Consider the following 25,638-nt stretch of genomic DNA (forward strand, 5'->3'; position numbering starts at 1 on the left):
AGAACCGGAATGGCGCCGATTCTACCGGAATGGCGGCACGCGACCGCGCCGGGGCGGATGCGCGGGCGTAGGTGCGGCGTTTGCTCCGTGATGTCCTGAATAAAAAGAGTGCCCGCCGGGGGACGGACACAAAAAACGGTTCGCGTCGCGAAGTCGACGCTGCAGGAAACGACCTGCGCCGTTCATTTTATTCTGCAATCCTCATCGATCAAGCGGCATGATGGAGTCGTGTGCGGATTATTGATGCATGCGGTTCCCTGCGGTTCCTTCCATCGCATGCTGCGCGTTGCCGGGGAGCGCCACAGGAATCGGTATCGGCAGCCGGGCCGGCGGGACGAGCTCGTCCCACAGCGTCACCGACGACTTGTCTGACGAACGCGCTCGCGGCGCGGCGACGGGCATGATGCGGAAGCGGTGGTCCTGTTGCATGCGCGGCGCGTTACCGGCAAGCGGCATCGCGCGTTCGGGCCTCGTGCTTTCTTCCGAGCGTGCCGGCATGAAGTGGCAGGCGAGTGCGAATGCAATCGTCATCTGCACACAAGACTGCAAAAAAAATGTTCGCATGGCCGCCTTCTCCCGATCCGTTACGCGTTCAGCGAAATGCATGCCATCGGGCGAGGCGCATTGCCGCGTCTGCGATTTGCGGGGAAGCGTCGTGACTGGCGATCGAAAACGCCGGGAAATGTTTCAGGCGTGAAACGAGGGGGCTCGGGAATACTGCGGATTCAATCGATACGCTTCAAGGATGAAAATTTGCGCGTGTGTCGATGCAGGTACGCGTCGCTGCGCGTTTCTATTTGCAGACGATTGATCAACGTCGACCACTGAGCGATTCGACCGTTCGCTCATCCGCGCTGCAATCGGTTTGTCGTATTCGGCGCCTATAACTAAGCTGTCTTGATCAAAAAAATAACTGGACGCGAGATGAGCGCCATCATGCGAGGCCTGTCGTCGCCGCGCATCGGCATGGCGAATCGAGCCGCTTCGGCTGACCCGGTTCGATCCTTTTGCACGCGACTTGGCGTGTACGGCAATCGTTAGACGGTTGATGAACGGGGTGAGCATATGGGAGCCGAGCAGCGGCATGTGATCTACTTCTCGCGCGAGCCGAACGACGCGTTGCGCGGGCATTTCGACGAATGCGGGTGGCGCGTCGATCTTGCGGAAAGCGCACGCGACGTGCGGCGTGTCGTGCAGCACGGCGTGGCAACGGCCGGCCTGCTCGATTTCTCGCCGGGTTTTCGACCCGCGGATCTGCGCGAACTCGAAGCGTGTCTGAGCATCCAGCACATCGGCTGGATCGCGGCGACCCGGCGCGGCCAGCTGCAGGACGCCACGCTGCGGCATCTCATTCGTGACTATTGCTTCGACTACGTCACGATGCCGTACGAGGCGGCGCGCATCGTCGAGACCATCGGGCATGCGCACGGCATGATCGCGCTGACCGAGCCGGTAGCCGCACCCGTCGGTGCCGGACGCGCCGAAGGCGAGATGGTCGGCACCTGCGACGCGATACTCGGGCTGTTCAGGACGATCCGGCGCGTGGCGACGACCGATGCGCCGGTGTTCATCTCCGGCGAATCGGGTACCGGCAAGGAACTGACGGCCGTGGCGATCCACGAGCGCTCGGCGCGCGCGCAAGCGCCGTTCGTCGCGATCAATTGCGGTGCGATTCCGTCGACGCTGCTCCAGGCCGAACTGTTCGGCTATGAGCGCGGCGCGTTTACGGGCGCGAACCAGCGCAAGATCGGCAGGGTCGAGGCCGCGAACGGCGGCACGCTGTTTCTCGACGAGATCGGCGACCTGCCGCTCGAGAGCCAGGCGAGCCTGCTGCGGTTCCTGCAGGAAGGCAAGATCGAACGGCTCGGCGCGCATGTATCGGTGCCGGTCGACGTGCGCGTGATCTGTGCGACGCACGTGGACATGGAAGCGGCGCTGCGCGAAGGGCGGTTCCGCGAGGACCTGTTTCATCGGCTGTGCGTGTTGAAGATCGAGGAGCCGCCGCTGCGCGCGCGCGGCAAGGATATCGAACTGCTGGCGCGCCACATGCTCGAGCGTTTCAAGGGGGATGCGCATCGCCGCCTGCGCGGCTTCTCGCCGGACGCGATCGCCGCGCTGTACGGCTATTCGTGGCCGGGCAACGTGCGCGAGCTGATCAATCGCGTGCGCCGCGCGATCGTGATGTCGGAGGGCCGGATGATTACCGCGGCCGATCTCGAACTCAACGAATTCGCGGTGCTGGCGCCCGTCTCGCTCACCGAGGCGCGCGAAGCGGCCGAACGGCAGGTGATCGAGCAGGCGCTGCTGCGTCACCGCGGCCGGTTTGCCGACGCGGCGCGCGAACTCGGCGTGTCGCGCGTCACGCTGTACCGGCTGATGTGCGCGCATGGCATGCGCGATCGCGGCGACCCGCTGGGCGGGTTTTCGGCGCCGTTGCCGGAGGTTCGGCATCACGCTTGCTAGAATTGGCGGGTAACGGTCGCCCTCGCGGCCGAAGGAACCCGCATGAAACAGTACCTCGACCTCGTTCGCACCATCCTCGACACCGGCACCTGGCAGGAGAACCGCACGGGCATCCGCACCATCAGCATGCCCGGTGCGATGCTGCGGTTCGATCTGCAGCAAGGTTTCCCGGCGGTCACGACCAAGAAGCTCGCGTTCAAGTCCGCGATCGGCGAACTGGTCGGTTTCCTGCGCGCATCGCGCAGCGCGGCCGATTTCCGCGCGCTCGGCTGCAAGGTGTGGGACGCGAACGCGAACGACAACGCGCAGTGGCTCGCGAACCCGTACCGGCAGGGCGTAGACGACCTGGGTGACGTGTACGGCGTGCAATGGCGCCAGTGGCCCGGCTACAAGGTGCTCGACGCGGGCGCCGAGGCGCAGATCGCCGACGCGACGCGCCGCGGTTTCCGGATCGTCACGCGTTTCGACGAGGACGGGGTGCCGAAGGTGCTGCTGTACAAGGCAATCGACCAGCTGCGCCAGTGTCTCGACACGATCATGGAGAACCCGGCCGACCGCCGCATCCTGTTTCACGCATGGAATCCGGCCGTACTCGACCAGATCGCGCTGCCTGCCTGCCATCTGCTGTACCAGTTCCTGCCGAACGTCACGAAGCGCGAGATTTCGCTGTGCCTGTACATCCGCAGCAACGATGTCGGGCTCGGCACGCCGTTCAACCTGACGGAAGGGGCCGCGCTGCTGTCGCTCGTCGGCCGGCTGACGGGCTACACGCCGCGCTGGTTCACGTACTTCATCGGTGACGCGCACATCTACGAGAACCAGCTCGACATGCTGCAGCAGCAGCTCACGCGCGAGCCGTACGACAGCCCGCGGCTCGAAATTGCCGAGCGCGTGCCGGACTACGCGAAGAGCGGCGTTTATGCGCCCGAATGGCTCGAGCAGATCGAGCCGTCGGATTTCTCGCTCGTCGGCTACCGTCACCATGAGCCGCTGACCGCGCCGATGGCGGTCTGAGCCCGGCCTGCGACGGCGGCGGGTGACGCGACCCGCGCCAGGCAGCATGAAGAAGGCCCGACCGGCACCCGCCGGTCGGGCCTTGCCGTATCAACGGTCGGATTATTGGTGGCGCCGCTCGTCGTGGCCGCCGGGCGGCGGATTGCCCGGGTGCGGCGCCTCGACGTGCGGCGCCGGTTGCGGCCGCGGTTCCATGCGCGGCGCGGGCATGGACGGCCGCGGTTGCATGTGCGGCGCGGGCATCGACGGCCGCGGCTCCATGCGCGGGGCCTGCGGCTGCGGTCGCGGCATGTCATGCACGGCGGGCGCGGGCGGACGGTACTCGTTCACGTGCGCCGGCGCGACTTCGCGGCGCGGTGCCGGTTGCGCGAATTCGGGGCGCGGTTGCGGTGCCGGAGCGGTCCGCTCGGGCCGCGGCTGCGCATGCTGGGCCGGTGCCGCGAATTCGGGGCGCGGACGCTGCTGCGGAATCTGCGCGGTCATGTCGAGTCGCGGCTGCGGCAACGCGCGCGGCGTTTCCTGCCGACGGGCGGGCTGCGCACCGGGCGTGGCTTCCGGATGCGGGACGGGCGCCGCGCTGCGCACGGGCGGCAGCGCGTTCTGTCCGGCTGCGTGGAGTGCCGTCGGCGGCGTCGGGCGCTGACGCTCCATCGGCGTGTGCGGCTGCATCCACGCGGGCGCCGCGGCCGCATGCGTGTTGTCGCGCCCGGCCGGCTCGTTGGCGGCCGCCGGCGGATGCGGGACGCCATTTTCGGGACTCAACGCCTGATGCGGAGCCGGATTGCCCGGCGCCTGGGGCATCGCCCCGTTGGCGAAGCGCGGCGCATTGGGGGCTTCGCCGTTCGTGGGTCGTGCGCCGTTCGCCACGACCGGCATCGGCGCACCAGGCCGTGCGGCCTGGGCCGGTGCCGGCTGGCCGTCGCGTGGTGCGTGCGCCGGTTGCACGACGGGACCGTGCGGATTCACGAGCTGCACGTTGCGCATCGCCCACGCACCGGCGTTCGGGTTGCCCGCAACGCGGACCGGGCGAGCCCGATAGTCGGCCGGCACGCTCGCCCTCGCGACCGGTGCGCCTGCGCCCGGCACGAGCTGGCCCTGCCGTGCGAGATGCGCGGCCGCCTGGTCACGATAGGCGGCCGGCACGGCCGGATTGCGCGTCGCGACGAACGTGTGCTGTCCGAGCGCCGCCGGCGGACGGTAGCTGGCCGTGCGCAGTGCGCCGGTCAAGCTCTGGCGTACCGGCGCAATGCCGGGCGTGCCCGGCATCACGTGCGCGTTGCGCCACTGCTGCGGATCGACGCGTTGCGAGAAGTGCGCGACGGGCTGGCCGTGCACGAACGCGGACGCCGGCACGGCCGTGATCGCATGCGGCGCGCGGAAGTTCACGTACGTCTTGTTGATGTTCGTGATGTTGGTGATGTTCGTCACGTTCACGGTCTTGTTGACCGTCACGTTGTTGACCACGATGTTCCGGTTCACGCGATCGTAGTAATGCGGGCTCCAGCGGCCCCAGCCGGGATGCCAGGGTTCGCCCGGGCCGAGTGCGAACCATGCGCAGCCGGCTGCCGCGACGCCGCCGACCGTCAGCGCGACGCTCCAGTCGGGACCGCCGCCGCCGCCCACGAAAGCGACGAGCGCCGGCGCGTAGACGGGCGGCTGGCTGACGACCATCGGGCCGGGCACCCACGCCCAGCTGTCGTCGACATAGGCCCAGCGGCCGTAGTGATACGGCGCGAAGCCCCACGGCGCATCGTCGACCCAGGTCCAGCCCCACGGCGCCTGCCAGATCCAGTGACCGTCGTGATACGGCGCCCAGTCGGCGGGCGTGTCGTTCGGCACCCAGACCTCGCCGTAATTCGGGGTTTCGCGCCACGTGCCGTTCGCGTCGAGATCCTGATAGCCGGGCACGTCGCGCGATACGTAGCGGGCTGACACCGAGCGCTGCTCGGCCGCATCGCGGCCGGCGGCCCACTGGTCGAGCGCATCGGGGGCCGGCGCGGCCGATTGCTGCGCGACCTGCAGGTCGGTGCCGGTGAACACGACCTGCTGTCCGGGCGACAGCGGATACTGCCCGTTGCTGCCGTAGACGGTCGCGCTGCCGCTGCGCACGGTGACCGTCGTGCTCGCGCCGTTCGGTGCGACGTCGACGCGATAGTCGCCCGGGCCCGAGATGCCGAGCGCGAGATTGGGCGTGTCGATTTCGTACGACCCGCCGGACGGCAGATCGCGCACGTGCGTCGATACGGTGCCGAGCCCGACCTTCAGCTGCGTCGCGGTGTCGTCGAGGTTCAGCACCGACAGGCTCGTCGATTCGCCGAGTCGCACCGCGGTCGAGCCGATGTGCAGTTCCGAGCGCGCGCCGGCATCGTTCCACAACTGGTCGCCGGTGGTCAGCGGCCGGTTCACGGCGGCGTACGACCACGTATCGGTGCCGGCGGGCTCCGTCGTCACGGCACCCGACTTGTAGTTGAGCCGGGCGACGCGGCTCGGCGGATCGCCGCCCGGTTGCCGGGCGGCGGCCGCATACGCGGCGGCCTCGGTCGTTTGCGCGAATGCGGTGGGCACGGTCGCCAGCGCGGCGAACGCGAGCAGCGTGCAGCGGGCGGTTCGCTTGAGCGTGAACAGGGAAGCCATGGTGAGCGTCTTCGTCGTTATCGCGGCGCGTCGATTCGTGCCGTTGAATTCACGATATCCGCTCGGCCTGTTTCAGTGCTCGGTGTTTTGTAAGTCGGATGGCACGCGATGTAACAAAACCTGTCCATCGCGCGCCGTTGTCGTCCCGTCGCAATGTACGCGTCAAGCGGACGTAAGCCAGTCGTCGAAAACCTGCTGTCCGGGCACGGTGACGCGCAGCACGCGCGGCCGTGCGGTGCGCTCGATCCAGCCGTGGGCGCAGAAGCTGTCGAGCAGTGCCGCGCCGAGCGCGCCGCCGAGATGGGGGCGGCGCTCGCTCCAGTCGAGGCAGCCGCATGCGAAGCGGCGGCGGCGCGTGCGCTGCTGCGCGACGTCGATGCCCCAGCGCGCGAGCGCCTGGGTGCCGAGTTCGGTGGCTTCGATCGCGTCGCCGTCCGCCTGCAGCCAGCCGCGTGCGGTGAGCCCGTCGAAGATGCGGACCGCGAGTTCGCCGGCCATGTGGTCGTAGCAGGTGCGCGCGTAGCGCAGTTCGGCCGGCACCGCGCGCGACGGCGGCGGCACCGGACGGTTCGGCGCGGCCGCGCGGGCCACGTTCGCGAGCGCCTCGAGCGACGCCGCGATGTCGGCCGACGCGAGCCGGTAGTAGCGGTGCCGGCCGCGCACGTCGAGCGCGAGCAGGCCGCCTTCGGTCAGGCGCGCGAGGTGCGCGCTCGCCGCGGACGGCGACAGCCCAGCGATCATCGTCAGTTCGCCGGCCGGCCGCGCGCTGCCGTCCATCAGCACCCACAGCATCGCGGCGCGCCCCGGATCGGCGATCAGTGCGCCGATTCGGCTCAGGCCCGGAAAGTGGTGGTCGTCTTGATCGGTCATCGTCGTGTCTCGTCAGGCGGAATGACTGCAGTGTAGGTGCTGCGCACATTCGATGTTTCGGGTTCGGGTGAAATGTCGGATGCGGCGGGGCGGTGCGCGAACCGCGGTCGCCGGCCGCGCACGCGTAGAATGGCCGGACGCGGCGGCAGTGGGCCGCCGGATGCGACACGATGCAACGATGAAGACGATTTTCTGCCTGTTGGCCGCCGCGTTCCTTTGCGCGGCCTGTGCGCAGGGCGGTGCGGGCGCCGCCGGCGAGCGGGGCGGCAGCCTCGAGATGTACGGGACGATCGATCAGGGCATCACGGTGCGCCGCTGACGGACGTCGATCGCCGGTGCCGATGCCGGTTCGGCGCACGGCCGCGGCCGGCCCTGCGGCGGGCGCTGCGACGTGTTGCCGCAGTGCAACGTATAATGCGCCGATTGCCGTACCCCCCGCCGCCTGGAGCTACCACGATGTCCCAACCATCCCCCGTACCGGCCGCCCTCGACCGCACCGAAACCGTATTCCGCTTCCTCGCCGAGCCGTCGTCCGTGAACTTCGGCGGCAAGGTGCATGGCGGCGCGCTGATGAAGTGGATCGACGAGGTCGCGTATGCGTGCGCGGCGGTCTGGTCGAGCCGCTATTGCGTGACGGTCAGCGTCGGCAACATCCGCTTCCAGCGTCCGATCCTCGTCGGCAACCTGGTCGAGCTGAAGGCGCGCGTCGTCGCGACGGGCCGCACCAGCATGCACATCCATGTGTCCGTGCACGCCGGCGATCCGAAGGGCGGCGTGCTGCGCCAGACGACCGACTGCCTCGTCGTGTTCGTCGCGGTCGACGAGAACGGCAACCCGGTGCCGGTGCCGCCGTTCGTGCCCGAGACCGACGAGCAGAAGGTGCTCGCGAAGTATGCGGCCGACGTGCGCGCCGCGCTCGACAAGATCGTCGAGATGAAGCCCGAGGAAGTGGCGAAGGGCACCGTCTGACGACAACGGGCGCGGCGTTCGCGCCGCGCCCGTCGCATCATCGCGTCGCCCCCGCGATTACCGCGATCCGATCATTTCCTCGGGGCGCACCCACGCGTCGAATTCCGCCTCGGTCAGGTAGCCGAGCGCAAGCGCGGCGGCCTTCAGCGTCGTGCCTTCCTTGTGCGCCTTCTTCGCGATCTGCGCGGCCTTGTCGTAGCCGATATGCGGGTTGAGCGCCGTCACGAGCATCAGCGATTCGTTCAGCAGCAGATCGATGCGCGCGCGGTTCGGCTCGATGCCCGCCGCGCAGTGGTCGTTGAAGCTCTGCGCGCCGTCGGCGAGCAGCCGCACCGATTGCAGCACGTTGTGCGCGATCATCGGCCGGAACACGTTCAGCTCGAAATTGCCGCTCGCGCCGCCGACGTTCACCGCGACGTCGTTGCCGAACACCTGGCAGCACAGCATCGTCACGGCTTCCGACTGCGTCGGGTTCACCTTGCCCGGCATGATCGAGCTGCCCGGCTCGTTTTCCGGAATCGACAGTTCGCCGAGCCCGCAGCGCGGCCCGCTCGCGAGCCAGCGGACGTCGTTGGCGATCTTCATCAGGCCGGCCGCGACCGTCTTCAGCGCGCCGTGCGCGAACACCAGCGCGTCGGCGGCCGCCATCACCTCGAACTTGCTCGGCGCGGTCACGAACGGCAGCGTCGTCAGCCGGCCGATCTCGTCGGCGACGCGCACCGCGAACTCCGGATGCGCGTTCAGCCCGGTGCCGACGGCGGTACCGCCGAGCGCGAGTTCGTACAGGTGCGGCAGCGCCGATTCGACGTGCCGAATGCCCTGGTCGAGCTGCGCGACGTAACCGGAAAATTCCTGCCCGAGCGTGAGCGGCGTCGCGTCCTGCAGGTGCGTGCGGCCGATCTTCACGATATCGGCGAAGGCCTTCGACTTCGCGTCGAGCGTCGCGCGCAGCGTGCGCAGCGCGGGCAGCAGATGGTTGACGATCGCGTACGCGGCCGCGACGTGCATCGCGGTCGGGAACACGTCGTTCGACGACTGGCCGCGGTTCACGTCGTCGTTCGGGTGGACCTTGCGTGCTTCGCCGCGCTCGCCGCCGAGCAGTTCGCTCGCCCGGTTCGCGATCACCTCGTTGAGGTTCATGTTGGTCTGCGTGCCGGAGCCCGTCTGCCACACCGCGAGCGGGAATTCGCGCGGATGCTTGCCCGCGATGATCTCGTCGGCCGCGTCGATGATCGCGCGCGCCTTGTCGTCGGCCAGCACGCCGAGCGACTGGTTCACGGCGGCCGCGGCGCGCTTGACGATCGCGAGCGCGTGGATCAGCTCGGGCGACTGCTTCTCCGTCGAGATCCGGAAATTTTGCAGCGAGCGTTCCGTCTGCGCGCCCCAGAGCCGGTTGGCCGGCACGGCGATCTCGCCGAACGTGTCGCGTTCCATCCGAACTGCTTCGTTCATGATGCACTCCTCTTGGGAAGGGGAAAGGCCGCGCGTCGCGCGGCGTCTGGCGTATCGTGAGGCAGTCGCGCCGCTGGCGCGACGTGTTGGGTCTTCAACCGACAAGCATAGCGCCGGCCGCGATTTTGCGTCGTGTCGTCGCGCTCAGCGGCTCGATGCGACGAGCGATGCGCTCTTCAGATGGAAGCGCCAGGCCATCAGCGCGGCGACGCTCGCGAGGCCGGCCGCGAGCCCCCACCACAGGCCGCGTGCGCCGAGGCCGGCATGGAATGCCAGCCAGTAACCGGTCGGGAAGCCGATGCCCCAGTAGCCGAGGGTCGCCGCGAGCATCGGGATGCGCGTATCGCGCAGTCCGCGCAGCGCGCCCGAGCCGACGGTCTGCATGCCGTCGACGATCTGGAACACCGCGGCAATGCCGAGGAGCGACGCGGCCAGCGACACGGTCGCCGCGTTGGCCGGATCGTCGAGCTGGAGGTACAGGCCGACGATCGCATGCGGCACGACGATCAGCACGAGCCCCGACAGCGACATGAACGCGACGCCGAGGCCGAGCGCGACGAAGCCCGCATGCCGCGCGGCGACCGGCTGGCCGGCGCCGACCCAGTAGCCGACCCGCACGTTGGCGGCCTGGCCGATCGCGAGCGGCACCATGAACGCCACCGACGCGACGTTCAGCGCGATCTGGTGCGCGGCAAGCGACGTCGCGCCGAGCACGCCGATGGTCAGGCCCGTGGCGAGAAACAGCGTCGATTCGACCCCGTACGTGATCGCCACCGGCCAGCCGATGCCGATCAGCTCGCCCATCATCGGCAGTTTCGGGCGGGCGGCGGTCACGAAATGGCGGAACCGCTGGCGGCCGTGCAGCAGCCAGATCAGCGCGAGCGCGGTGAGCCAGATGGTGATGGTCGTCGCGACCGCCGAGCCGAGGAAGCCGAGCCGCGGCAAGCCGAAGGCGCCGTGGATCAGCCCGTAGTTCAGCACGCCGTTCACGCCGACGCCGCCGATCGACACCCACAGCAGCCGCCGTGCGGCGCCGATCGCCGGCAGGAAGGCGCGCATCAGCCCGACGCCGATCAGGCTGCCGAGCGCCGCGAACCGCAGGATGCCGGTGTACTCGCCGACGTGACGCGCCAGCGTGGGCGGCTCGTGGAACATCAGCAGGATCGGTTCGGACAGCGATAGCGCGACGATCGCCGGAATCGCGAGCAGCACGGACAGCACGAAGCCGGTCCAGTAGATGTGCGGCACGCGGTGTTCCGCCTGTGCGCCGCGCGCATGCGCGACGCTCACGCTGACCGACGACAGCACACCCTGCAGCACGGTCACGATGACGAAGAAGAAGTTCGCGCCGAGGCCGCCGGCCGCGAGCGAATCGGGGCCGAGCGAGCCGAGCAGCACCGTGTCGGTGACGCTCATCGCCATTTGCGAGAGTTGTGCGATCGCGAGCGGCGCGGCGAGGCGCGCGGTTTCGGCGGCATGACTGGACAGCGACGGCGGCGCGGCGGCCGTCCGCGTAAGACCGGAATGCGACATGGAATGGGCGCTCGCGCGGGTGCGGGCCCGCGCTGTCTGTATTTATTTTGAGAGACGGCTAGCTTACGGCTTTATTCGAACGGTGTCGAACGCGCGCGCCGATGGCCATGTCACGGTCAGGGGGAACCGCTATGCGTCGTGAACCGCGATCCGCGTATCGCCGAACAGCACGACCTGGCCCGCGCGGATCTTGCAGGTCTTGCGCAGTTCGACCACGCCGTCGACTTTCACCGCGCCGGACGCGACGAACATCTTCGCGGTGCCGCCACTGTCGGCGAGGCCGGTGATCTTGAGAAGGTTGTGCAGCTCGACGTATTCGCCGGTCAGCGTGAAATCCAGGTTGGGCATGACGAAGGAGGCGCGCGAGGCGCGGGAGGAATCGCCCCGCATCATACGGCACCGCGGGCCCGCGCGCGAGTGCGGCCGCGCGCGCATGTTTGCGCCCCGTAGCTGTTAAGGACTGTGAGCGATTCGTCAGCAAATGAAACGGTGGGTAACAGTCTGAGAGATTCGAGAACCGGCCGTGCCGCCCGCGGGTCTTTCATCGTACCTGCTGCGTGTCGCGGCAGGGGACGCGACGGAGCGTATCGATGCGCTCCGCGCCCACAACTTCTTGAGGAGGATTGTCATGTCCAAGATTCGTACGATGCTGATCGGTGCCGCGCTGACGGCGTTCGCCACTTCGGCCGCATTCGCGCAGACCGGCGTCGCGGCGCAGGGCGCCGCAGGCGCCGGCGTGCAGACGCAGGCGCCGGCAGCGGGGGCAGGCGCAGACGCGGGTATGCAGGGTGGTGCCGGCGCGAATGCGTCGGGCAACGCGGTCGGCGGCGCAACCGATGCGGTTGGCGCGGCAGCCGACGGCGCGAAGGATACGGCGGCGTCGTCGGTCCACTCGACCAAGAAGCACGCGAAGCATGCGGCGAAGTCGGCCAAGCATCACGCCGGCTCGGCGAAGTCGAAGGTGGGCGACGAAGCGGTCGAAGGCAGTGCGTCGGCCGGCGTGCAGGGCGGTGCATCGGCCTCGGGCGCCGCGCAGTAAGCGGCACCCCGACGTCGCACGACGCTCGCCCCGGACGGCGCGTCGTGACGGCGATCGACCGGCGGCCCGGTTTGCTTCGCGCGAACCGGGCCGTTCTTCATGCGTGGACGCGGGCCGTCACGGCCGGCGCTGCTCCGGCCCCGGTCCGTGCGCCGGTCGTGCCGCGGACGGGGTAAATACGCTGCGCAGCCACGCGGCGAGCCGCGTGAATACGTCGTATGGCTCGTCGACGAAGATCTCGGGCTTCAGCAGCCGCAGATATTCCATGATCTGCTGCGCTTCCTGTTTCTGGAACGAGCCGTGCGCGAGCCCGAGCCGCAGCAGGCCGCGCAGTTCGCCGAGCTTGTCGCGCGCGGCGCTGCCGACGCTCATCTCGCACGCGAGCTTCGCCTCGTAGATGCGCTGGCGCAGCGATTCCGCGAGCCGCCACGCGGGCGTCTGCATCGATTCCTCGAGCGCCTGGATGTCGTGGACCGCGCTCTTGATCTGCGCCGCGAGCGGATCGACCAGCGACGCATCGCCCTGCGCTTCGGCGACGATCGCCTTGGCCCAGTCGCGGCACGCCTTCGCTAGCTCGTCGGGCGTCCATTCGGAGCGCGACGCGAAGCCGAAGCCGAATTCGCCGGCCTGCCGCATCAGGATCGCGACGACGTCCGGGAATTCCTTGTCGAGCGTGCGCTTCGCCCACGCGTACTGGCCGCCCTCGAGCATCCGCTGCACGGCGTGCTCGGTCAGCGGCACCATGTTGTCGAGCAGCTTGGCGCGCAGGAAATCCTCGAACGACGGCGTCGCGAACTGCGGGTCGAGTTTCAGCGACACGCGCACGAACGCGTCGTAGTCCTTGCGCAGGGACGCAAGCGTGTCGTCCTTGAGGGAAAGGGTGATCTGGCCCATGAATCGTCTCGATGGCGGCCCGCGCGGGCCGGCGGCCGACATCGCGCACCGGTGCGGGCGCGGCGTCGACGGACCGGTTCGCGCCGAGGCCGATGGCGGGTCTTCACTTCTTATATCGGCGCGCCGGACGGAAACTTGAGCGCGGTCGGCGCGGTCCGCTCAGGCCGGCAGCCAGTGCGGCATCACGACCCCTTGCCAGAAGAAGAACACCGCGAGCCCGACCGCGATCGTCACGAGCGGCCGGCGTGTCGTCGCCGACACGAGCACGGCGGCGAGCGCGCCGACCAGCTGCGGATTGCGCCAGGTCAGCTCGGCCGTGCCGCCGTGCGGCGAGACGGTCATCGGCACGATGATCGCGGTCAGCACGGTGACGGGCACGAAGCCGAGCGCGGTTCGCACGAGCGGCGGGAAGGTCAGCCGCTCGCCGAACAGGAACAGCGTCGTCCGGATCGCATAGGTGATCACGGCCATCCCGAGGATCAGCAGCGCGTAGCTCACGATGCGGCCTCCGTGCGTGAAGCGGTGCGCGAACGCTCGTGCAGCAGCGTGAGCGCGACGCCGACCACGACGCCGGCGGCGACCGCGCCCAGCAGCCCGAGCTTGTACGGCCAGCCCTGCCAGAAGTACGCGAGCGTGCCGGCTGTCGCGGCGGCCGCCAGATAGCGCAGCGTGCCGAGCTGCGGGACGACGATCGCGATGAAGGTGGCCGCCATCGCGAAATCGAGGCCGAGCGACTGGAGGCCCGGAAAGGCCGCGCCGAAGCCGATGCCCGCGAGCGTCCAGACCTGCCAGTTCAGGTACATCGCGAGGCCCGAGCCGAAGAAGTAGTGCGGGCCGATCGCGCCGGGCGGGAAGTGGCGGTAGTGCGCGTAGGCGACCGCGAACACCTCGTCGGTCATCAGCGCGCCGAGCGTCGCGCGCCAGCGCAGCGGCAGGTGCGCGACGTACGGCGCGAGCGTCGCGCTGTACAGCAGGTGACGCAGGTTCACGATCAGCGTCGTCGCGAGCACGACGACGAAGCTCGCGCTGCCCGCGATCAGGCCGAGCGCGATGAATTGCGCGGAGCCCGCGAACACCGCGAGCGACATCAGCGCGCCGTGCCATGCGGCGAGCGGGCCGCCGCCGACGAGCGTGCCGAAGATCACGCCGAACGGTGCCGCGCCGATCATCATCGGGATCGTGTCGCGTGCGCCGTCGAGCCACTCGTTGAGCGGGCGGCGAGGCGGGGGCGTCGGTGTGGGTGTGGGGTTCAAGGGGCGCGTCTCCATGAAATGGAGGATAGCGGGGTGATGCAGCGGCGGCTTGTATGTTCTTGCGCCCGCGCGGGTGCCGATGGCGCTGCGTGCGTGCGGGTTGCGGTCCGTCGTCGAATGCAGGGAAGGGCGTCAGCGCGCCTGCCAGCGTCCGGGCGGCACGCCGAACATTCGTTTGAAATGCCGCGTGAAGTGACTCTGGTCGACGAAGCCGCTGGCCGCGGCGACATCGGCGATCGGCACGCCCGCGCGCAACGGCGCAAGCGCGCGCTGCAGCCGCAGCTGGTTGCGCCACGCATGCGGCGGCATCCCGGTCGTGCGCGTGAACAGGCGCGCCGCGTGAAACGGCGACAGGCCGGCGGCCTGCGCGACGTCGTCGAGCGTGACCGTGCCCGTGAGATCGGCGGCGAGCCGCTCGCGCATCGCGTCGACGCGCGGTTCGTCGGCCGCGAGCGCCGCCGGTTGCAGCCGCGCGTCGGCATGGCGCGCGATCAGTGTCGACAGCGCATCGAGCATCGCCGTTTCGGCGGCGAGCGGATCGTAGACGCGCGGTGCCGCGGCGGCCGGATCATTGGCGGCCGGCTGCTCGTGGGGGTGGAACGGCGGCATGCGTTCGCTGCCGGCCTCCATCATCCGGTGGGCCAGCGCGAGCCGTGCCGCGAGATCGGTGTCGCGGATCACGTCGGACGGGAACCATGGCGCATCCTGCGGCCGCCCCGCGATCGCGCTCGCGAGCGCGCGAATGTAGTCGACCGGCACGTAGCTCACGCGATAGCACCAGCCTTCGTCGGTCGCGCGCGAGCCGGTGTGCACTTCGCCGGGATTGATCACGGGCACGGTGCCCGTTTCGGCGACATGGCCGCTGCCGCGACAGGTGTAGCGCTCCGCCCCCTCGAGGATCACGGGGATCGTGTACGCGTCGTGCCAGTGCGGCGCGAATGTATGGTCGCGATAGGTGGCGGTGAGCAGATCCGCGTCCGGCAGCAGCGGCGTGCGCCAGTAACGTGCGGAGTCCGGAAGAAGGCGGGGGGCGGACATGGTCGGGCGAGGGCGGTCGAATCGACAGTGTAGCGCTCGCGCGCCCGGCCGGCGCGGGCTTACTTGACCGGAATCGTCGTGCCGGCCGGCATCGGCACGGCGGTCACGGCGTTCTTCGGGCTGCCGCTGACGATGCGGTCGCTGTAGGTCAGATAGACGAGCGTGTTGCGCTTCTTGTCCACCACGCGCACGACGTGCAGCGTCTTGAAGATGAACGACATCCGTTCGCTGAACACGTCGGTCTGCTGCTTGAGCGGCTCCTTGAAGCTGAGCGGGCCGACTTGCCGGCACGCGATCGACGCTTCGCTCGGATCCTCGGCGACGCCGAGCGTGCCCTTGATCCCGCCGGTGCGCGCCCGCGACACGTAGCAGGTGACGCCCGTCACGATCGGATCGTCGTACGCTTCGACGACCACGCGGTCGGAGCCCGTCACGCGGAAATGGGTGTTGACGCTGCCGACTTCCTCCGCGTGCGCGAGCGGCGCGGTGGCAAAGGCGGAGAGCAGAAGGGCGAGCGACGCGGCGGAAAGGAGGCGGTGTTTCATCGACGGAACCGGATGCGAATGCGGGATAGAAACTCTAGCATGCGCGGCGGTGACCGGCGGGCGCCGGAAAAACAAAAGGCCCGTCGAATGACGGGCCTTTCGCTGTCTGGCTCCCCGACCTGGGCTCGAACCAGGGACCTACGGATTAACAGTCCGGCGCTCTACCGACTGAGCTATCGGGGAATAAATCGGTACATCTGCTTGCGTGTTCGGTAACCAACAAAAAACCCGTCCACTTTCAACGGGCCTTTGTTTTTTTGGCTCCCCGACCTGGGCTCGAACCAGGGACCTACGGATTAACAGTCCGGCGCTCTACCGACTGAGCTATCGGGGAACAAACAACAACAGCAGAGAAACGAGATTGTATGGAGTGTTCGCTAACCTGTCAACACTTTTGAGCGGCGGCGCACCAAAAAATTTTTGCAGCGCCGCTGCGCGATCAGCGCTCGAGCAGGTGCAGCTTGTCCTGCACGTCCTTCCACTCGTCCGCGTCGGCCGGTGCCGGCTTGGTCTTCGTGATCGACGGCCAGTCCTTCGCCAGCTCGGCGTTCAGCGCGGTGAACTGCTGCTGGTCGCCCGGAACGTCTTCTTCGGCATAGATCGCATTGGTCGGGCACTCGGCGACGCACACGGCGCAGTCGATGCACTCGTCCGGATCGATGGCGAGAAAGTTGGGACCTTCACGGAAGCAATCCACCGGGCACACATCCACGCAATCCGTGTATTTGCACTTGATGCAGCCTTCGGTCACAACGTGAGTCATTAAAACGCTCCTGCTTGGCGGTATATATGGGGTGGCGTGTGCGCCAAAAGCGGCATTGTAACTGAAGCGCAAAACCCGCATGGCGTGGTCGGCTTTCCGGCTTATATCGTTTCGTGATTAGTTTATGGGGCTGGCGGCGGGCGCGGCGCGTGCGGCCGCGCGCCCGGCGCGTCGGGCAGGGCGGTTTCACGATGGTCGGGCCCGCATTCGGGTAACATGGCCGACAGACCGGGCGGCGCGCGGTGCGCCGGGCCTGTCACGATATTGGCGGTGCCGCAAACATGATCATCACTTCGCTGCTCGACACGGATCTCTACAAGTTCACGATGATGCAGGTCGTCCTGCATCACTTTCCTGCCGCAAACGTCGAGTACCGGTTCCGGTGTCGCACGCCCGGCGTCGATCTCGTGCCGTACATCGACGAGATCCGCGACGAGGTGCGCGGCCTGTGTGCGCTGCGCTTCACCGACAACGAACTCGACTACCTGCGGCGCATGCGCTTCATCAAGAGCGACTTCGTCGACTTCCTCGCGCTGTTCCACCTGAACGAGAAGTACATCTCGATCACGCCTTCGCCGAAGGGCAACGGCGAGATCGACATCGTGATCGAAGGGCCGTGGCTGCACACGATCCTGTTCGAGATCCCGGTGCTCGCGATCGTCAACGAGGTCTATTTCCGCAACACGCAGCGCGAGCCCGACTATCGCGAAGGCCGCGAGCGGCTGGGCGAGAAGATCAAGCTGCTCGGCGCGAAGCCCGAGTTCGCCGACTGCAAGATCGCCGACTACGGCACGCGCCGGCGCTTCTCGAAGGTCTGGCACGAAGAGGTCGCGCTGACGCTGCGCGACGGGCTCGGACCGCAGTTCGCGGGCACGAGCAACGTGTTCTACGCGATGAAGCACGGCCTGACGCCGCTCGGCACGATGGCGCACGAATACCTGCAGGCCTGCCAGGCGCTCGGCCCGCGGCTGCGCGATTCGCAGACCTACGGTTTCGAGATGTGGGCAAAGGAGTATCGCGGCGACCTCGGGATCGCGCTGTCGGACGTCTACGGGATGGATGCGTTCCTGAACGACTTCGACATGTACTTCTGCAAGCTGTTCGATGGTGCGCGCCACGATTCGGGCGACCCGTTCGAGTGGGGCGAGCGCATGCTGCGCCACTACGAGGCGAACCGCTGCGATCCGCGTACCAAGGTGCTCGTGTTCTCGGACGCGCTCGACATCCCGAGGGTCATGCAGCTGTACGAACGGTTCCGCGGCCGCTGCAAGCTCGCGTTCGGCGTCGGCACCAACCTCACGAACGATCTCGGCTACGTGCCGCTGCAGATCGTGATCAAGATGGTCCGCTGCAACGGCCAGCCGGTCGCGAAGCTGTCGGATACGCCGGGCAAGAGCATGTGCGACGACAAGGCGTATCTCGCGTACCTGCGCCAGGTGTTCGGCATCGCGCAGCCGGCCGACGACGCATCGCAGTAAGCGTCGGCCATGCGGCCAGGTGCGTCGCGGCGGGGGCGGCCGGTATAATCCGACGGTATCGCACGCCAACGTCACGAGGACCGTTCATGGACACTTCCGCTGCCCGTCGCCAGATCCTCGCACGCATTCGCGCGGCGCAAGGACGTGCGCCCGAGCCCGATGCAGCGGAGCGCGACGGCGTCGCCGACTATCTCGCCCGCCATCCCGAGGGGCCGCGCCCGCCGATGCCGGCCGACCTCGTCGCCGCATTCGTCGATGAAGCGGCGCGCCTGTCGACGACGGTCGACGAAGTCGCGACGCTGGCCGACGCGCCCGCCGCCGTTGCCCGCTATCTTTCCGCTCACGGCTTGCCGATGCAGGCCGTCGCGTGGCGCACGCTGGCCGAGCTCGACTGGGCCGGCGCCGGCCTGTCGGTCGAATGCCGCAAGCCGCGCGACGGCGACCTCGTCGGCCTCACCGGCTGCTTTTGCGCCACCGCCGAAACGGGCTCGCTGGTGCTGCTGTCCGGCCCCGACACCTATGCATCGGCCGGGCTGCTGCCGGAAACCCACATCGCGATCGTGCCGGCGTCGCGGATCGTCGCGGGCCATGAAGACGCATTCGCGCTGATTCGCGCGGAGCGCGGCGAATTGCCGCGCGCGGTCAATTTCGTATCGGGCCCGTCGCGCACCGGCGATATCGAGCAGACCATCGTGCTCGGCGCACACGGCCCGTACCGCGTTCACGCGATCGTCGTGCGCGGTGCATGACGATCGCGTCCGATCGATCCTCACTCGACTCACTCGCACAAGGAAGTTCTGCATGAAACGACATGCCGCCTGGGCGGGCATGGCGTCGGGAGCCGCGCTTGGCGCCGTTCCCGCGCTCGCATCGGCCGCCACGCTCGACGGTGCCACGCTGTCCGCACTCTGGGGCATTCCGTTCGCCGGGGTCCTGCTGTCCATCGCGGTGTTCCCGCTCGTCGCGCCGGTGTTCTGGCATCACCACTTCGGCAAGATCGCCGCGGCGTGGGCGATCGCGTTTCTGGTCCCGTTCGCGGTCGCGTTCGGCGCGGGCACGGCGTTCGGAACGCTGGTGCACGCGCTGCTCGAGGAGTACATCCCGTTCATCGTGCTGCTGACCGCGCTGTATACGGTCGCCGGCGGCATTTGCGTCAACGGCAATCTGCACGGCACGCCGAAGCTGAACACCGCGATCCTCGCGCTCGGTACGCTGCTCGCGAGCGTGATGGGCACGACGGGCGCCGCGATGCTGCTGATCCGGCCGCTGCTGCGCGCGAACGACAATCGCAAGCACGTCGTGCACGTCGTGATCTTCTTCATCTTCCTCGTCGCGAACGCGGGCGGCTCGCTGTCGCCGCTCGGCGATCCGCCGCTGTTCCTCGGCTTCCTGAACGGCGTGAGCTTCTTCTGGACGACCACGCATCTCGCGCTGCCGATGCTGTTCATCTGCGCGGTGCTGCTGACGCTGTTCTTCGTGCTCGATACGTACTTCTACCGGAAGGGCGGCGAGGAGCGGCCGGTCGTGCTCGACCCGACACCCGACGATGGCGCGCTGTCGATCGACGGCAAGGTCAACTTCGTGCTGCTCGCGGCCGTGATCGGCCTCGTGCTGATGAGCGGCATCTGGAAGCCGGGCATCGCGTTCGACGTGTGGGGCACGCACGTCGCGCTGCAGAATCTCGTGCGCGACGTCGCGCTGGTTGTCGTGGCACTCGCGTCGCTCGCGCTGACGCCGCGCTCCGCGCGCGAAGGCAACGCGTTCAACTGGGCGCCGATCGAGGAGGTCGCGAAGCTGTTCGCGGGGATCTTCGTGACGATCGCGCCGGTGATCGTGATCCTGCGCGCGGGGGCGGACGGTGCGTTCGCGCAGATCGTCCATCTCGTGACGGGGTCGGACGGCAAGCCGATCGATGCGATGTACTTCTGGGCCACCGGCCTGTTGTCGTCGTTCCTCGACAACGCGCCGACCTACCTCGTGTTCTTCAACCTCGCGGGCGGCGACGCGCAAGCGCTGATGACGGCGGGCGCGACGACGCTCGCCGCGATCTCCGCGGGGGCCGTGTTCATGGGCGCGAACAGCTACATCGGCAACGCGCCGAACTTCATGGTGAAGGCGATCGCGGAATCGCGCGGCGTGAAGATGCCGAGCTTCTTCGCGTATCTCGGCTGGGCGCTCGTGATCCTGGTACCCGTATTCCTGCTGACGTCGTGGATCTTCTTCCCGGCGTAGGCTGACGATTTTCAACCAAGCGCGGACGGTTCCGGCGGCGCACGATGCGCCGCGTTCCGGCCGCGGCATGCGGAGATGGCGATGCAGAAGATCCTGGTCGCACGTCCGATCTTTCCGGACGTGATCGAACGGCTCGAGCAGTATTTCGAAGTCGACTGGAACAACGGCGACGCGCTCGCCCCCGATGCGCTCGCCGCGCGTCTCGCGGACAAGGACGGCGCGCTGACGGCGGGCGACCCGGTCGGCGCGGCGGCGCTCGCGGCGGCGCCGCGCCTGCGCGTCGTGTCGAACATGGCGGTCGGCTACAACAACTTCGACATGGCCGCGTTCAACGCGGCGAACGTGCTCGGCACCAACACGCCCGACGTGCTGAACGAGTCGACCGCGGATTTCGGCTGGGCGCTGATGATGGCCGCCGCGCGCCGGATCGCCGAATCCGAGCACTGGCTGCGCGCCGGGCACTGGCAGAAGTGGGCGTACGACGGTTTCCTCGGCGGCGACATTTACGGCTCGACGCTGGGCGTCATCGGCATGGGGCGCATCGGCCAGGCGCTCGCACGCCGCGCGCGCGGCTTCGGGATGCAGGTGATCTATCACAACCGGTCGCGGGTCGCGCCCGAGATCGAGGCCGAGCTGAACGCCGAATACGTGTCGAAGGATGCGCTGCTGGCGCGCGCCGATCACGTCGTGCTGGTGCTGCCGTACACGAAGGAGAACCATCACACGATCGGCGCGGCCGAGCTCGCGAAGATGAAGCCCACTGCGACGCTGACCAACATCGCGCGCGGCGGCATCGTCGATGATGCGGCGCTGGCCGTCGCGCTGCGCGACGGGACGATCGCCGCGGCCGGCCTCGACGTGTTCGAAGGCGAGCCGAGCGTGCACCCGGCGCTGCTCGAGGTGCCGAACGTCGTGCTGACGCCGCATATCGCGAGCGCGACCGAAAAGACGCGCCGCGCGATGGCGAACCTCGCGGCCGACAACCTGATCGCCGCGCTGGGCGAAGGGCCGCGCGCGGGGCAGCCGCCGAATCCGATCAACCCTGACGTGATCGGGAAGCCGCGCGCATGACGACGATGTTGTTGCTGGCGGCGGTCGTCGTGCTGGCCGTCGCGCTGGCGGTGGCGATCGTCGCGATCGTGCGCGGCGGCGGCCGCCATGACGACGCGGCCGTGCTCGGCGACCAGATCGAGGACGCCGCGCACGCGCAGGCGCTTGCGGTCGAGCGGCTCGAACGCGAGCTGCGCGGCGAGATCGTCGAGAACGCGCGCGGTTCGCGCACCGAGCTGGCCGGCAGTTTCTCGCAGCTTCAGCAGACGCTCGCGACGCAGCTGACGAGCATCGCGACCGTGCAGAACAACCAGATCGACGGTTTCGCGCAACAGCTCGGCAAGCTGGTCGCGGGCAACGCGCAGCAGTTCGACGCGATGCGCGAGAGCGTGCAGCGCCAGGCGCAGCAGGCGCGCGAAGAGCAGACGGTCGCGCTGCGGCTGTTCGGCGATACGCTGAACCGGCAGCTCACACAGCTGACCGAGGCCAACGATCGCCGGATTGGCGAAGTGCGCGCGACGCTCGAACAGCGATTGAAGGAAATCGAGACGAACAACGCGGCGAAGCTCGAGGAGATGCGCCGCACCGTCGACGAGAAGCTGCATGCGACGCTGGAGCAGCGGCTCGGCGAATCGTTCAAGCTCGTGTCGGACCGGCTCGAGCAGGTGCACCGCGGGCTCGGCGAGATGCAGACGCTCGCGGCCGGCGTCGGCGACCTGAAGAAGGTGCTGACCAACGTGAAGACGCGCGGCACCTGGGGCGAGGTGCAGCTCGAAGCGTTGCTCGAACAGATGCTCACGCCCGACCAGTATGCGAAGAACGTCGCGACGGTGCCGAAGAGCAGCGAACGCGTCGAATTCGCGATCCGGCTGCCGGGCCGCGAAGCCGGCACGCGCGACGCGCCGCCGGTGTGGCTGCCGATCGACGCGAAGTTTCCGCGTGAGGACTACGAGCGGCTGATCGATGCGCAGGAGCGCGCCGATTCGGTGGCGGTCGAGGAGGCGGCCCGTGCGCTCGAGGCGCGCGTGCGGATGGAGGCGCGCACGATCGCCGAGAAGTACGTCGCGCCCCCGCATACGACCGATTTCGCGCTGCTGTTCCTGCCGACCGAGGGGCTTTATGCGGAGATCCTGCGCCGCCCGGGGCTGACCGACCTGCTGCAGCGCGACTATCGCGTGACGGTGGCCGGGCCGACCACACTGACCGCGTTGCTGAACAGCCTGCAGATGGGCTTTCGCACGCTCGCGATCGAGCAGCGCTCGAGCGAGGTGTGGCAGGTGCTCGGTGCGGTGAAGACCGAATTCGGCAAGTTCGGCGACGTGCTCGCACGCACGAAGGCGCAGCTCGAGACGGTCACGCGTTCGATCGAGGCCGCCGAGCAGCGCACCCGCGTGATGAACCGCAAGCTGAAACAGGTCGAGGCGTTGCCGGGCGAGACGGCGGCCGGGCTGCTCGGCGCGGAAGCCGCCGACGGCGCCGATGCGGACGACGCATGACGCATCCCGCATGATGCACGCAGCCGAAACCGGCTGGAACGAAGACGGGCGCCGCGGCGCCCGTTTTCCTTTGACACGGCGACCGGCGTAGCCGGCGCGCGTTCAGCGTGCGGCGAGCGCGTCCAGTGCGTCGCCGGTGACGCGTACGATGCGCCACTCCGGCAGCACGGTCGCGCCCATCTTCTCGTAGAAGTCGATCGCCGGCTGGTTCCAGTCGAGCACCGACCATTCAAAGCGAGCGCAGCGGCGCTCGACGGCGCGTGCCGCGAGGTGCTGCAGCATCGCGGTGCCGAGGCCCGTGCCGCGCTGTGACGGCTGCACGTACAGATCCTCGAGATACAGGCCGCGACGGCCGAGGAACGTCGAGTAGTTATGGAAGAACAGCGCATACGCGACGATCGCGCCGTCGCGCTCGGCCACCAGCGCTTCGGCGGCGGGGCGTTCGCCGAACAGCGCGTCGGCCAGGTCGGCGTCGCTCGCGACGAACAGGTGCGTGAGCTTCTCGAACTCGGCCAGCTCGCGCATCAGCGCGAGGATCGCGCCGACGTCGCGCGTTTCGGCCGCGCGGATCAGCGGTGCGCCGCTCACGCTTCCTCCGGCGGATCGGACAGCACGATCTCGATGCCGCCGAAGCGCGACGCGACCCAGTTGTACGCGTGGCAGGCGATCCACAGCAGCACGAAACCGAGGATCGCGTTCAGCAGCAGCGCGCTCAGGATCGTGCTCAGTTCGACCATCCCGTAACGGATGTACGCGACCAGGATGCCGAGCAGCACGATCGGCACGCTGAACGTCAGGTAGACGAGGATCAGCGCCTTCGCGGTCTGCCCCGCGGCGATCGACGAGATTTGTTTCTTCATGTGCGGATTGCCCCCGTAGAAATATACCGATTGGAATTCAGATCAGGCCGTCGAGCGGCAGGATGTCGACCGGGGCGCCCGCGTCGACTGCCGCGGAATCGTGGCCCAGGACGATGAAACAGTTGGCGGCCGCAAGGCCGCTCAGCGATGCGGAACTCTGCGAACCGGCCGGCGCGACGTCCCACTGGCCGTCGGCGGCGCGCGTCGCGATCGCACGCAGGTATTCGGTACGGCCCGGACGCTTTTTCAGCGCCTGCGTGCTGCGTGCCGTGTACATCGCCGGCGGCGGCGTGTGCGCGCCCGCCAGCGTCAGCAGCGCGGGGCGCACGATTGCGTAGAACGTCACGGCGGAAGCGACCGGATTGCCGGGCAACCCGAAGAACAGCACATGGCCGTCGCCCGTGCGCGCGAGCGTGCCGCACGCGAGCGGCCGGCCGGGCCGCAGCGCGAGGCTCGCGAAGGTCACGTCGCCGAGCCGCGCCATCACGTCGCGCGTGAAATCGGCTTCGCCGACCGACACGCCGCCGGACGTGATCACCGCGTCGGCCTGTGCGGCGACCGCATCGCGCAATGCGCGTTCGAGCGCGGCGGGATCGTCGCGGACGATCCCGAGATCGAGTGCGTCGATGTGCAGCCTTTCGAGCATCGCGACCAGCATCCCGCGATTGCTGTCGTACAGCGTGCCGCGGCCGAGCGGCTCGCCGGGTTCGCGCAGTTCGTCGCCGGTCGAGAACACGGCGACGCGCACGCGGCGGCGCACCGTGACTTCGCGCAATCCGAACGATGCGAGCAGGCCGAGATCGGACGGGCACAGGATGCGGCCGGCGGCAAGCGCGCAGGCGCCGCGCGCGAGATCCTCGCCGGCCCGGCGGCAGTTTGCGCCGCGCGCGACCTCGTGTGCGGCGAAGCGGATGACGTCGCCGTCGACGCGCACGCGTTCCTGCGGAATGACCGTGTCGCATCCGGCCGGCATCGCCGCGCCGGTCATGATGCGGATGCACGTGCCGGGCACCACGGCCCCATCGAACGGATGGCCGGCGAGCGCCGTGCCGGCGACCGTCAGCGCGATGTCGGCGGCCGCTGCCAGCGCGAGTGCGCTGCCGTCGAATGCGTAGCCGTCCATCGCCGAGTTGTCGTATGCGGGAATGTCGAACGGCGCATTCACGTCGGCCGCGAGCACGCGGTCGAGGGCGTCATGCAGCGGCACCGTTTCGCACGCGTCGACCGGCACCGCGAACCGGCACGCGAGCGCCTGCGCATCGGCGAGCGACAGCGGGGCCGCGGAATCGGGTGCGGTTCGGGAGGCGGGCGAGGATTGCGTGATCATCAGTCGGACTGCGCCGCAAGGCGTATCGGGTTCGTGGCCGGTGGCGCGCGGAGGGCGCCGAAGCGCGAAGGCGCATGCGGCGGGCGGGAACGGATGCCGGTGCCGTCAGCGGCGTGCAAGCGCGGCAAGTTCCTGCCAGGAATTGGCATTGTAAAACGCACGCTCGTCGTGAAACTCGACTTCGACCGTCTTGTGGCGTGCGTACCACGCACGCACCTTGCGCTCGCCGGCCATGAGCCTGGCCGCGAGATCGTCGGCGAGCGACGCGCGCAGCAGCGCGAAGGTCGGCTGCGGCGAACGCGCGTGGTGCGCGTCGACGGTCACCGCCATCGCGATGTCGGCCTGCTGCGCGTCGAGCGCCGCGTGCAGCCGCGCGACGAGGTCGGCCGGCAAATAGGGCGTATCGCACGGCGAGCACACGACGAGCGGTGCGCGCGCCGCGCGCATGCCGGCGAGCAGGCCCGCGAGCGGGCCGGGGAAATCGGGGGTTTCGTCCGGCACGATGCGCGCATCGAACGGCGCACCGAGTTCGGCGTAGCGCGCGGCGTTGCGATTCGCGCTGATCAGCGTCTCGTCGACCTGCGGCGCGAGCCGGCGCAGCACGTGCAGCGCGAGCGGCGTACCGTCGAGCAGCTGCAGGCCCTTGTCTGCGCCGTCCATGCGCGTCGCGCGCCCGCCCGCGAGCAGCAGGCCGGTGATGGAAGGCGAGGCGGAAGCGGACATCGCGG

At 68.7% G+C, this 25,638-nt stretch carries 27 protein-coding genes and 2 tRNA genes; 10 read left to right on the plus strand and 19 right to left on the minus strand.

The window, feature by feature from the left end; translation table 11 throughout:
• Positions 1–237: 237 nt before the first annotated feature.
• Both U4012_RS10815 and U4012_RS10820 read right to left on the minus strand, forming a co-directional pair.
• Entirely contained in the window at positions 238–564 is a 327-nt protein-coding gene (locus U4012_RS10815) for a hypothetical protein (protein ID WP_321798367.1), read from the minus strand.
• 123 nt (positions 565–687) lie between these two features.
• Entirely contained in the window at positions 688–1,086 is a 399-nt protein-coding gene (locus U4012_RS10820; RefSeq protein WP_193759874.1) for a hypothetical protein, read from the minus strand.
• On the opposite strand from U4012_RS10820, the gene U4012_RS10825 reads away from it, so the two are divergent.
• Positions 1,066–2,463: a sigma-54 dependent transcriptional regulator gene (locus tag U4012_RS10825; protein WP_044844805.1), complete on the plus strand. Its 1,398-nt coding sequence runs from the start codon at positions 1,066–1,068 to the stop codon at positions 2,461–2,463. The genes U4012_RS10820 and U4012_RS10825 overlap by 21 nt on opposite strands.
• A 42-nt stretch (positions 2,464–2,505) precedes the next feature.
• On the plus strand, positions 2,506–3,477 hold the full coding sequence (locus U4012_RS10830; protein WP_321798370.1) for a thymidylate synthase: 972 nt from the start codon (positions 2,506–2,508) through the stop codon (positions 3,475–3,477).
• 102 nt (positions 3,478–3,579) lie between these two features.
• Here U4012_RS10830 and U4012_RS10835 read toward each other — a convergent pair whose 3' ends face one another.
• Together U4012_RS10835 and U4012_RS10840 are read right to left on the minus strand one after the other, a co-directional pair.
• Positions 3,580–6,111, minus strand: a complete 2,532-nt coding sequence (locus U4012_RS10835) for a DUF6600 domain-containing protein (protein WP_321798372.1) — start codon at positions 6,109–6,111, stop codon at positions 3,580–3,582.
• 162 nt (positions 6,112–6,273) lie between these two features.
• The gene (locus U4012_RS10840) at positions 6,274–6,981 is read right to left on the minus strand and encodes an ArsR/SmtB family transcription factor (protein WP_124892576.1); all 708 of its coding nucleotides are present in this window, start codon (positions 6,979–6,981) and stop codon (positions 6,274–6,276) included.
• A gap of 178 nt (positions 6,982–7,159) precedes the next feature.
• On the opposite strand from U4012_RS10840, the gene U4012_RS10845 reads away from it, so the two are divergent.
• A complete protein-coding gene (locus U4012_RS10845; protein WP_185500387.1) occupies positions 7,160–7,300 on the plus strand; it encodes a hypothetical protein in 141 nt (46 codons plus the stop codon).
• A gap of 137 nt (positions 7,301–7,437) precedes the next feature.
• Positions 7,438–7,950, plus strand: a complete 513-nt coding sequence (locus U4012_RS10850; RefSeq protein WP_014897688.1) for an acyl-CoA thioesterase — start codon at positions 7,438–7,440, stop codon at positions 7,948–7,950.
• A 57-nt stretch (positions 7,951–8,007) separates the two neighbouring features.
• Here the strand turns inward: U4012_RS10850 and fumC are convergent, their stop codons facing one another.
• From fumC to U4012_RS10865, 3 genes are all read right to left on the minus strand, one after another.
• Complete coding sequence (gene fumC / locus U4012_RS10855; protein ID WP_044844800.1) at positions 8,008–9,402, minus strand: class II fumarate hydratase; 1,395 nt, start codon at positions 9,400–9,402, stop codon at positions 8,008–8,010.
• 144 nt (positions 9,403–9,546) lie between these two features.
• Complete coding sequence (gene norM / locus U4012_RS10860; RefSeq protein ID WP_321798376.1) at positions 9,547–10,935, minus strand: multidrug efflux MATE transporter NorM; 1,389 nt, start codon at positions 10,933–10,935, stop codon at positions 9,547–9,549.
• A 129-nt stretch (positions 10,936–11,064) separates the two neighbouring features.
• Entirely contained in the window at positions 11,065–11,283 is a 219-nt protein-coding gene (locus U4012_RS10865; RefSeq protein ID WP_006753074.1) for an RNA-binding S4 domain-containing protein, read from the minus strand.
• Positions 11,284–11,563: 280 nt separating this feature from the next.
• Here U4012_RS10865 and U4012_RS10870 point away from each other — a divergent pair, with 280 nt between their 5' ends.
• Complete coding sequence (locus U4012_RS10870) at positions 11,564–11,974, plus strand: hypothetical protein (protein ID WP_321798377.1); 411 nt, start codon at positions 11,564–11,566, stop codon at positions 11,972–11,974.
• A gap of 117 nt (positions 11,975–12,091) precedes the next feature.
• Here U4012_RS10870 and U4012_RS10875 read toward each other — a convergent pair whose 3' ends face one another.
• The 8 genes from U4012_RS10875 to fdxA all read right to left on the minus strand — a co-directional run bounded on the left by U4012_RS10875 (position 12,092) and on the right by fdxA (position 16,467).
• Positions 12,092–12,868 carry a DUF4088 family protein gene (locus U4012_RS10875; RefSeq protein WP_044844797.1) on the minus strand — a complete coding sequence of 259 codons (777 nt, stop codon included), beginning with the start codon at positions 12,866–12,868 and terminating at the stop codon, positions 12,092–12,094.
• A gap of 159 nt (positions 12,869–13,027) precedes the next feature.
• Positions 13,028–13,366 carry an AzlD domain-containing protein gene (locus tag U4012_RS10880; protein ID WP_044844796.1) on the minus strand — a complete coding sequence of 113 codons (339 nt, stop codon included), beginning with the start codon at positions 13,364–13,366 and terminating at the stop codon, positions 13,028–13,030.
• Positions 13,363–14,136: an AzlC family ABC transporter permease gene (locus tag U4012_RS10885; protein WP_044844795.1), complete on the minus strand. Its 774-nt coding sequence runs from the start codon at positions 14,134–14,136 to the stop codon at positions 13,363–13,365. Before U4012_RS10885 ends, U4012_RS10880 begins: the two co-directional genes overlap by 4 nt.
• Positions 14,137–14,253: 117 nt before the next feature.
• Complete coding sequence (locus tag U4012_RS10890) at positions 14,254–15,159, minus strand: AraC family transcriptional regulator (RefSeq protein WP_124571084.1); 906 nt, start codon at positions 15,157–15,159, stop codon at positions 14,254–14,256.
• 59 nt (positions 15,160–15,218) lie between these two features.
• Positions 15,219–15,704 carry a CreA family protein gene (locus U4012_RS10895; RefSeq protein ID WP_321798381.1) on the minus strand — a complete coding sequence of 162 codons (486 nt, stop codon included), beginning with the start codon at positions 15,702–15,704 and terminating at the stop codon, positions 15,219–15,221.
• A gap of 107 nt (positions 15,705–15,811) precedes the next feature.
• Positions 15,812–15,887: transfer RNA gene (locus U4012_RS10900), tRNA-Asn, on the minus strand.
• A 75-nt stretch (positions 15,888–15,962) separates the two neighbouring features.
• A tRNA-Asn gene (locus U4012_RS10905) sits at positions 15,963–16,038 on the minus strand.
• A gap of 105 nt (positions 16,039–16,143) precedes the next feature.
• A complete protein-coding gene (gene fdxA, locus U4012_RS10910; RefSeq protein ID WP_011351384.1) occupies positions 16,144–16,467 on the minus strand; it encodes a ferredoxin FdxA in 324 nt (107 codons plus the stop codon).
• Positions 16,468–16,748: 281 nt separating this feature from the next.
• Here fdxA and pncB point away from each other — a divergent pair, with 281 nt between their 5' ends.
• From pncB to U4012_RS10935, 5 genes are all read left to right on the plus strand, one after another.
• Positions 16,749–17,945, plus strand: a complete 1,197-nt coding sequence (gene pncB / locus U4012_RS10915) for a nicotinate phosphoribosyltransferase (RefSeq protein ID WP_321798384.1) — start codon at positions 16,749–16,751, stop codon at positions 17,943–17,945.
• 86 nt (positions 17,946–18,031) lie between these two features.
• Positions 18,032–18,694 (plus strand): lactate utilization protein C, encoded by a 663-nt coding sequence (locus U4012_RS10920; RefSeq protein ID WP_321798386.1) that lies wholly within the window; start codon positions 18,032–18,034, stop codon positions 18,692–18,694.
• Positions 18,695–18,746: 52 nt separating this feature from the next.
• On the plus strand, positions 18,747–20,177 hold the full coding sequence (locus U4012_RS10925) for a sodium:proton antiporter (RefSeq protein ID WP_044844790.1): 1,431 nt from the start codon (positions 18,747–18,749) through the stop codon (positions 20,175–20,177).
• A gap of 81 nt (positions 20,178–20,258) precedes the next feature.
• Positions 20,259–21,248, plus strand: coding sequence for a 2-hydroxyacid dehydrogenase (locus tag U4012_RS10930; RefSeq protein WP_044844856.1), 990 nt, complete (start codon positions 20,259–20,261; stop codon positions 21,246–21,248).
• Positions 21,245–22,723 carry a DNA recombination protein RmuC gene (locus U4012_RS10935; RefSeq protein WP_044844789.1) on the plus strand — a complete coding sequence of 493 codons (1,479 nt, stop codon included), beginning with the start codon at positions 21,245–21,247 and terminating at the stop codon, positions 22,721–22,723. Before U4012_RS10930 ends, U4012_RS10935 begins: the two co-directional genes overlap by 4 nt.
• 102 nt (positions 22,724–22,825) lie before the next feature.
• Here the strand turns inward: U4012_RS10935 and U4012_RS10940 are convergent, their stop codons facing one another.
• The 4 genes from U4012_RS10940 to mobA form a co-directional block, all read right to left on the minus strand.
• Positions 22,826–23,311: a GNAT family N-acetyltransferase gene (locus U4012_RS10940; protein WP_321798390.1), complete on the minus strand. Its 486-nt coding sequence runs from the start codon at positions 23,309–23,311 to the stop codon at positions 22,826–22,828.
• Positions 23,308–23,583 carry a hypothetical protein gene (locus U4012_RS10945; protein WP_006476519.1) on the minus strand — a complete coding sequence of 92 codons (276 nt, stop codon included), beginning with the start codon at positions 23,581–23,583 and terminating at the stop codon, positions 23,308–23,310. The genes U4012_RS10940 and U4012_RS10945 overlap by 4 nt, the downstream gene beginning before the upstream one ends.
• A 37-nt stretch (positions 23,584–23,620) precedes the next feature.
• Positions 23,621–24,910, minus strand: coding sequence for a gephyrin-like molybdotransferase Glp (gene glp, locus U4012_RS10950; protein WP_321798392.1), 1,290 nt, complete (start codon positions 24,908–24,910; stop codon positions 23,621–23,623).
• A gap of 105 nt (positions 24,911–25,015) precedes the next feature.
• Positions 25,016–25,633 (minus strand): molybdenum cofactor guanylyltransferase MobA, encoded by a 618-nt coding sequence (gene mobA / locus U4012_RS10955; RefSeq protein ID WP_321798394.1) that lies wholly within the window; start codon positions 25,631–25,633, stop codon positions 25,016–25,018.
• Positions 25,634–25,638: the final 5 nt, after the last annotated feature.

Origin of the sequence: Burkholderia sp. BCC1988 (genome assembly GCF_905339895.1) — a bacterium.
GTDB lineage: Bacteria > Pseudomonadota > Gammaproteobacteria > Burkholderiales > Burkholderiaceae > Burkholderia.

Coding starts and splice junctions, on each gene's coding strand:
- fdxA (WP_011351384.1), bottom strand. CDS start 16,467: ATGACTCACGTTGTGACCGAAGGCTGCATCAAGTGCAAATACACGGAT.
- U4012_RS10820 (WP_193759874.1), bottom strand. CDS start 1,086: ATGCCGCTGCTCGGCTCCCATATGCTCACCCCGTTCATCAACCGTCTA.
- U4012_RS10885 (WP_044844795.1), bottom strand. CDS start 14,136: ATGGAGACGCGCCCCTTGAACCCCACACCCACACCGACGCCCCCGCCT.
- U4012_RS10825 (WP_044844805.1), top strand. CDS start 1,066: ATGGGAGCCGAGCAGCGGCATGTGATCTACTTCTCGCGCGAGCCGAAC.
- U4012_RS10920 (WP_321798386.1), top strand. CDS start 18,032: ATGGACACTTCCGCTGCCCGTCGCCAGATCCTCGCACGCATTCGCGCG.
- U4012_RS10870 (WP_321798377.1), top strand. CDS start 11,564: ATGTCCAAGATTCGTACGATGCTGATCGGTGCCGCGCTGACGGCGTTC.
- fumC (WP_044844800.1), bottom strand. CDS start 9,402: ATGAACGAAGCAGTTCGGATGGAACGCGACACGTTCGGCGAGATCGCC.
- U4012_RS10845 (WP_185500387.1), top strand. CDS start 7,160: ATGAAGACGATTTTCTGCCTGTTGGCCGCCGCGTTCCTTTGCGCGGCC.
- glp (WP_321798392.1), bottom strand. CDS start 24,910: ATGATCACGCAATCCTCGCCCGCCTCCCGAACCGCACCCGATTCCGCG.
- U4012_RS10835 (WP_321798372.1), bottom strand. CDS start 6,111: ATGGCTTCCCTGTTCACGCTCAAGCGAACCGCCCGCTGCACGCTGCTC.
- U4012_RS10865 (WP_006753074.1), bottom strand. CDS start 11,283: ATGCCCAACCTGGATTTCACGCTGACCGGCGAATACGTCGAGCTGCAC.
- pncB (WP_321798384.1), top strand. CDS start 16,749: ATGATCATCACTTCGCTGCTCGACACGGATCTCTACAAGTTCACGATG.
- norM (WP_321798376.1), bottom strand. CDS start 10,935: ATGTCGCATTCCGGTCTTACGCGGACGGCCGCCGCGCCGCCGTCGCTG.
- U4012_RS10840 (WP_124892576.1), bottom strand. CDS start 6,981: ATGACCGATCAAGACGACCACCACTTTCCGGGCCTGAGCCGAATCGGC.
- U4012_RS10890 (WP_124571084.1), bottom strand. CDS start 15,159: ATGTCCGCCCCCCGCCTTCTTCCGGACTCCGCACGTTACTGGCGCACG.
- mobA (WP_321798394.1), bottom strand. CDS start 25,633: ATGTCCGCTTCCGCCTCGCCTTCCATCACCGGCCTGCTGCTCGCGGGC.
- U4012_RS10945 (WP_006476519.1), bottom strand. CDS start 23,583: ATGAAGAAACAAATCTCGTCGATCGCCGCGGGGCAGACCGCGAAGGCG.
- U4012_RS10925 (WP_044844790.1), top strand. CDS start 18,747: ATGAAACGACATGCCGCCTGGGCGGGCATGGCGTCGGGAGCCGCGCTT.
- U4012_RS10930 (WP_044844856.1), top strand. CDS start 20,259: ATGCAGAAGATCCTGGTCGCACGTCCGATCTTTCCGGACGTGATCGAA.
- U4012_RS10935 (WP_044844789.1), top strand. CDS start 21,245: ATGACGACGATGTTGTTGCTGGCGGCGGTCGTCGTGCTGGCCGTCGCG.
- U4012_RS10815 (WP_321798367.1), bottom strand. CDS start 564: ATGCGAACATTTTTTTTGCAGTCTTGTGTGCAGATGACGATTGCATTC.
- U4012_RS10875 (WP_044844797.1), bottom strand. CDS start 12,868: ATGGGCCAGATCACCCTTTCCCTCAAGGACGACACGCTTGCGTCCCTG.
- U4012_RS10895 (WP_321798381.1), bottom strand. CDS start 15,704: ATGAAACACCGCCTCCTTTCCGCCGCGTCGCTCGCCCTTCTGCTCTCC.
- U4012_RS10850 (WP_014897688.1), top strand. CDS start 7,438: ATGTCCCAACCATCCCCCGTACCGGCCGCCCTCGACCGCACCGAAACC.
- U4012_RS10830 (WP_321798370.1), top strand. CDS start 2,506: ATGAAACAGTACCTCGACCTCGTTCGCACCATCCTCGACACCGGCACC.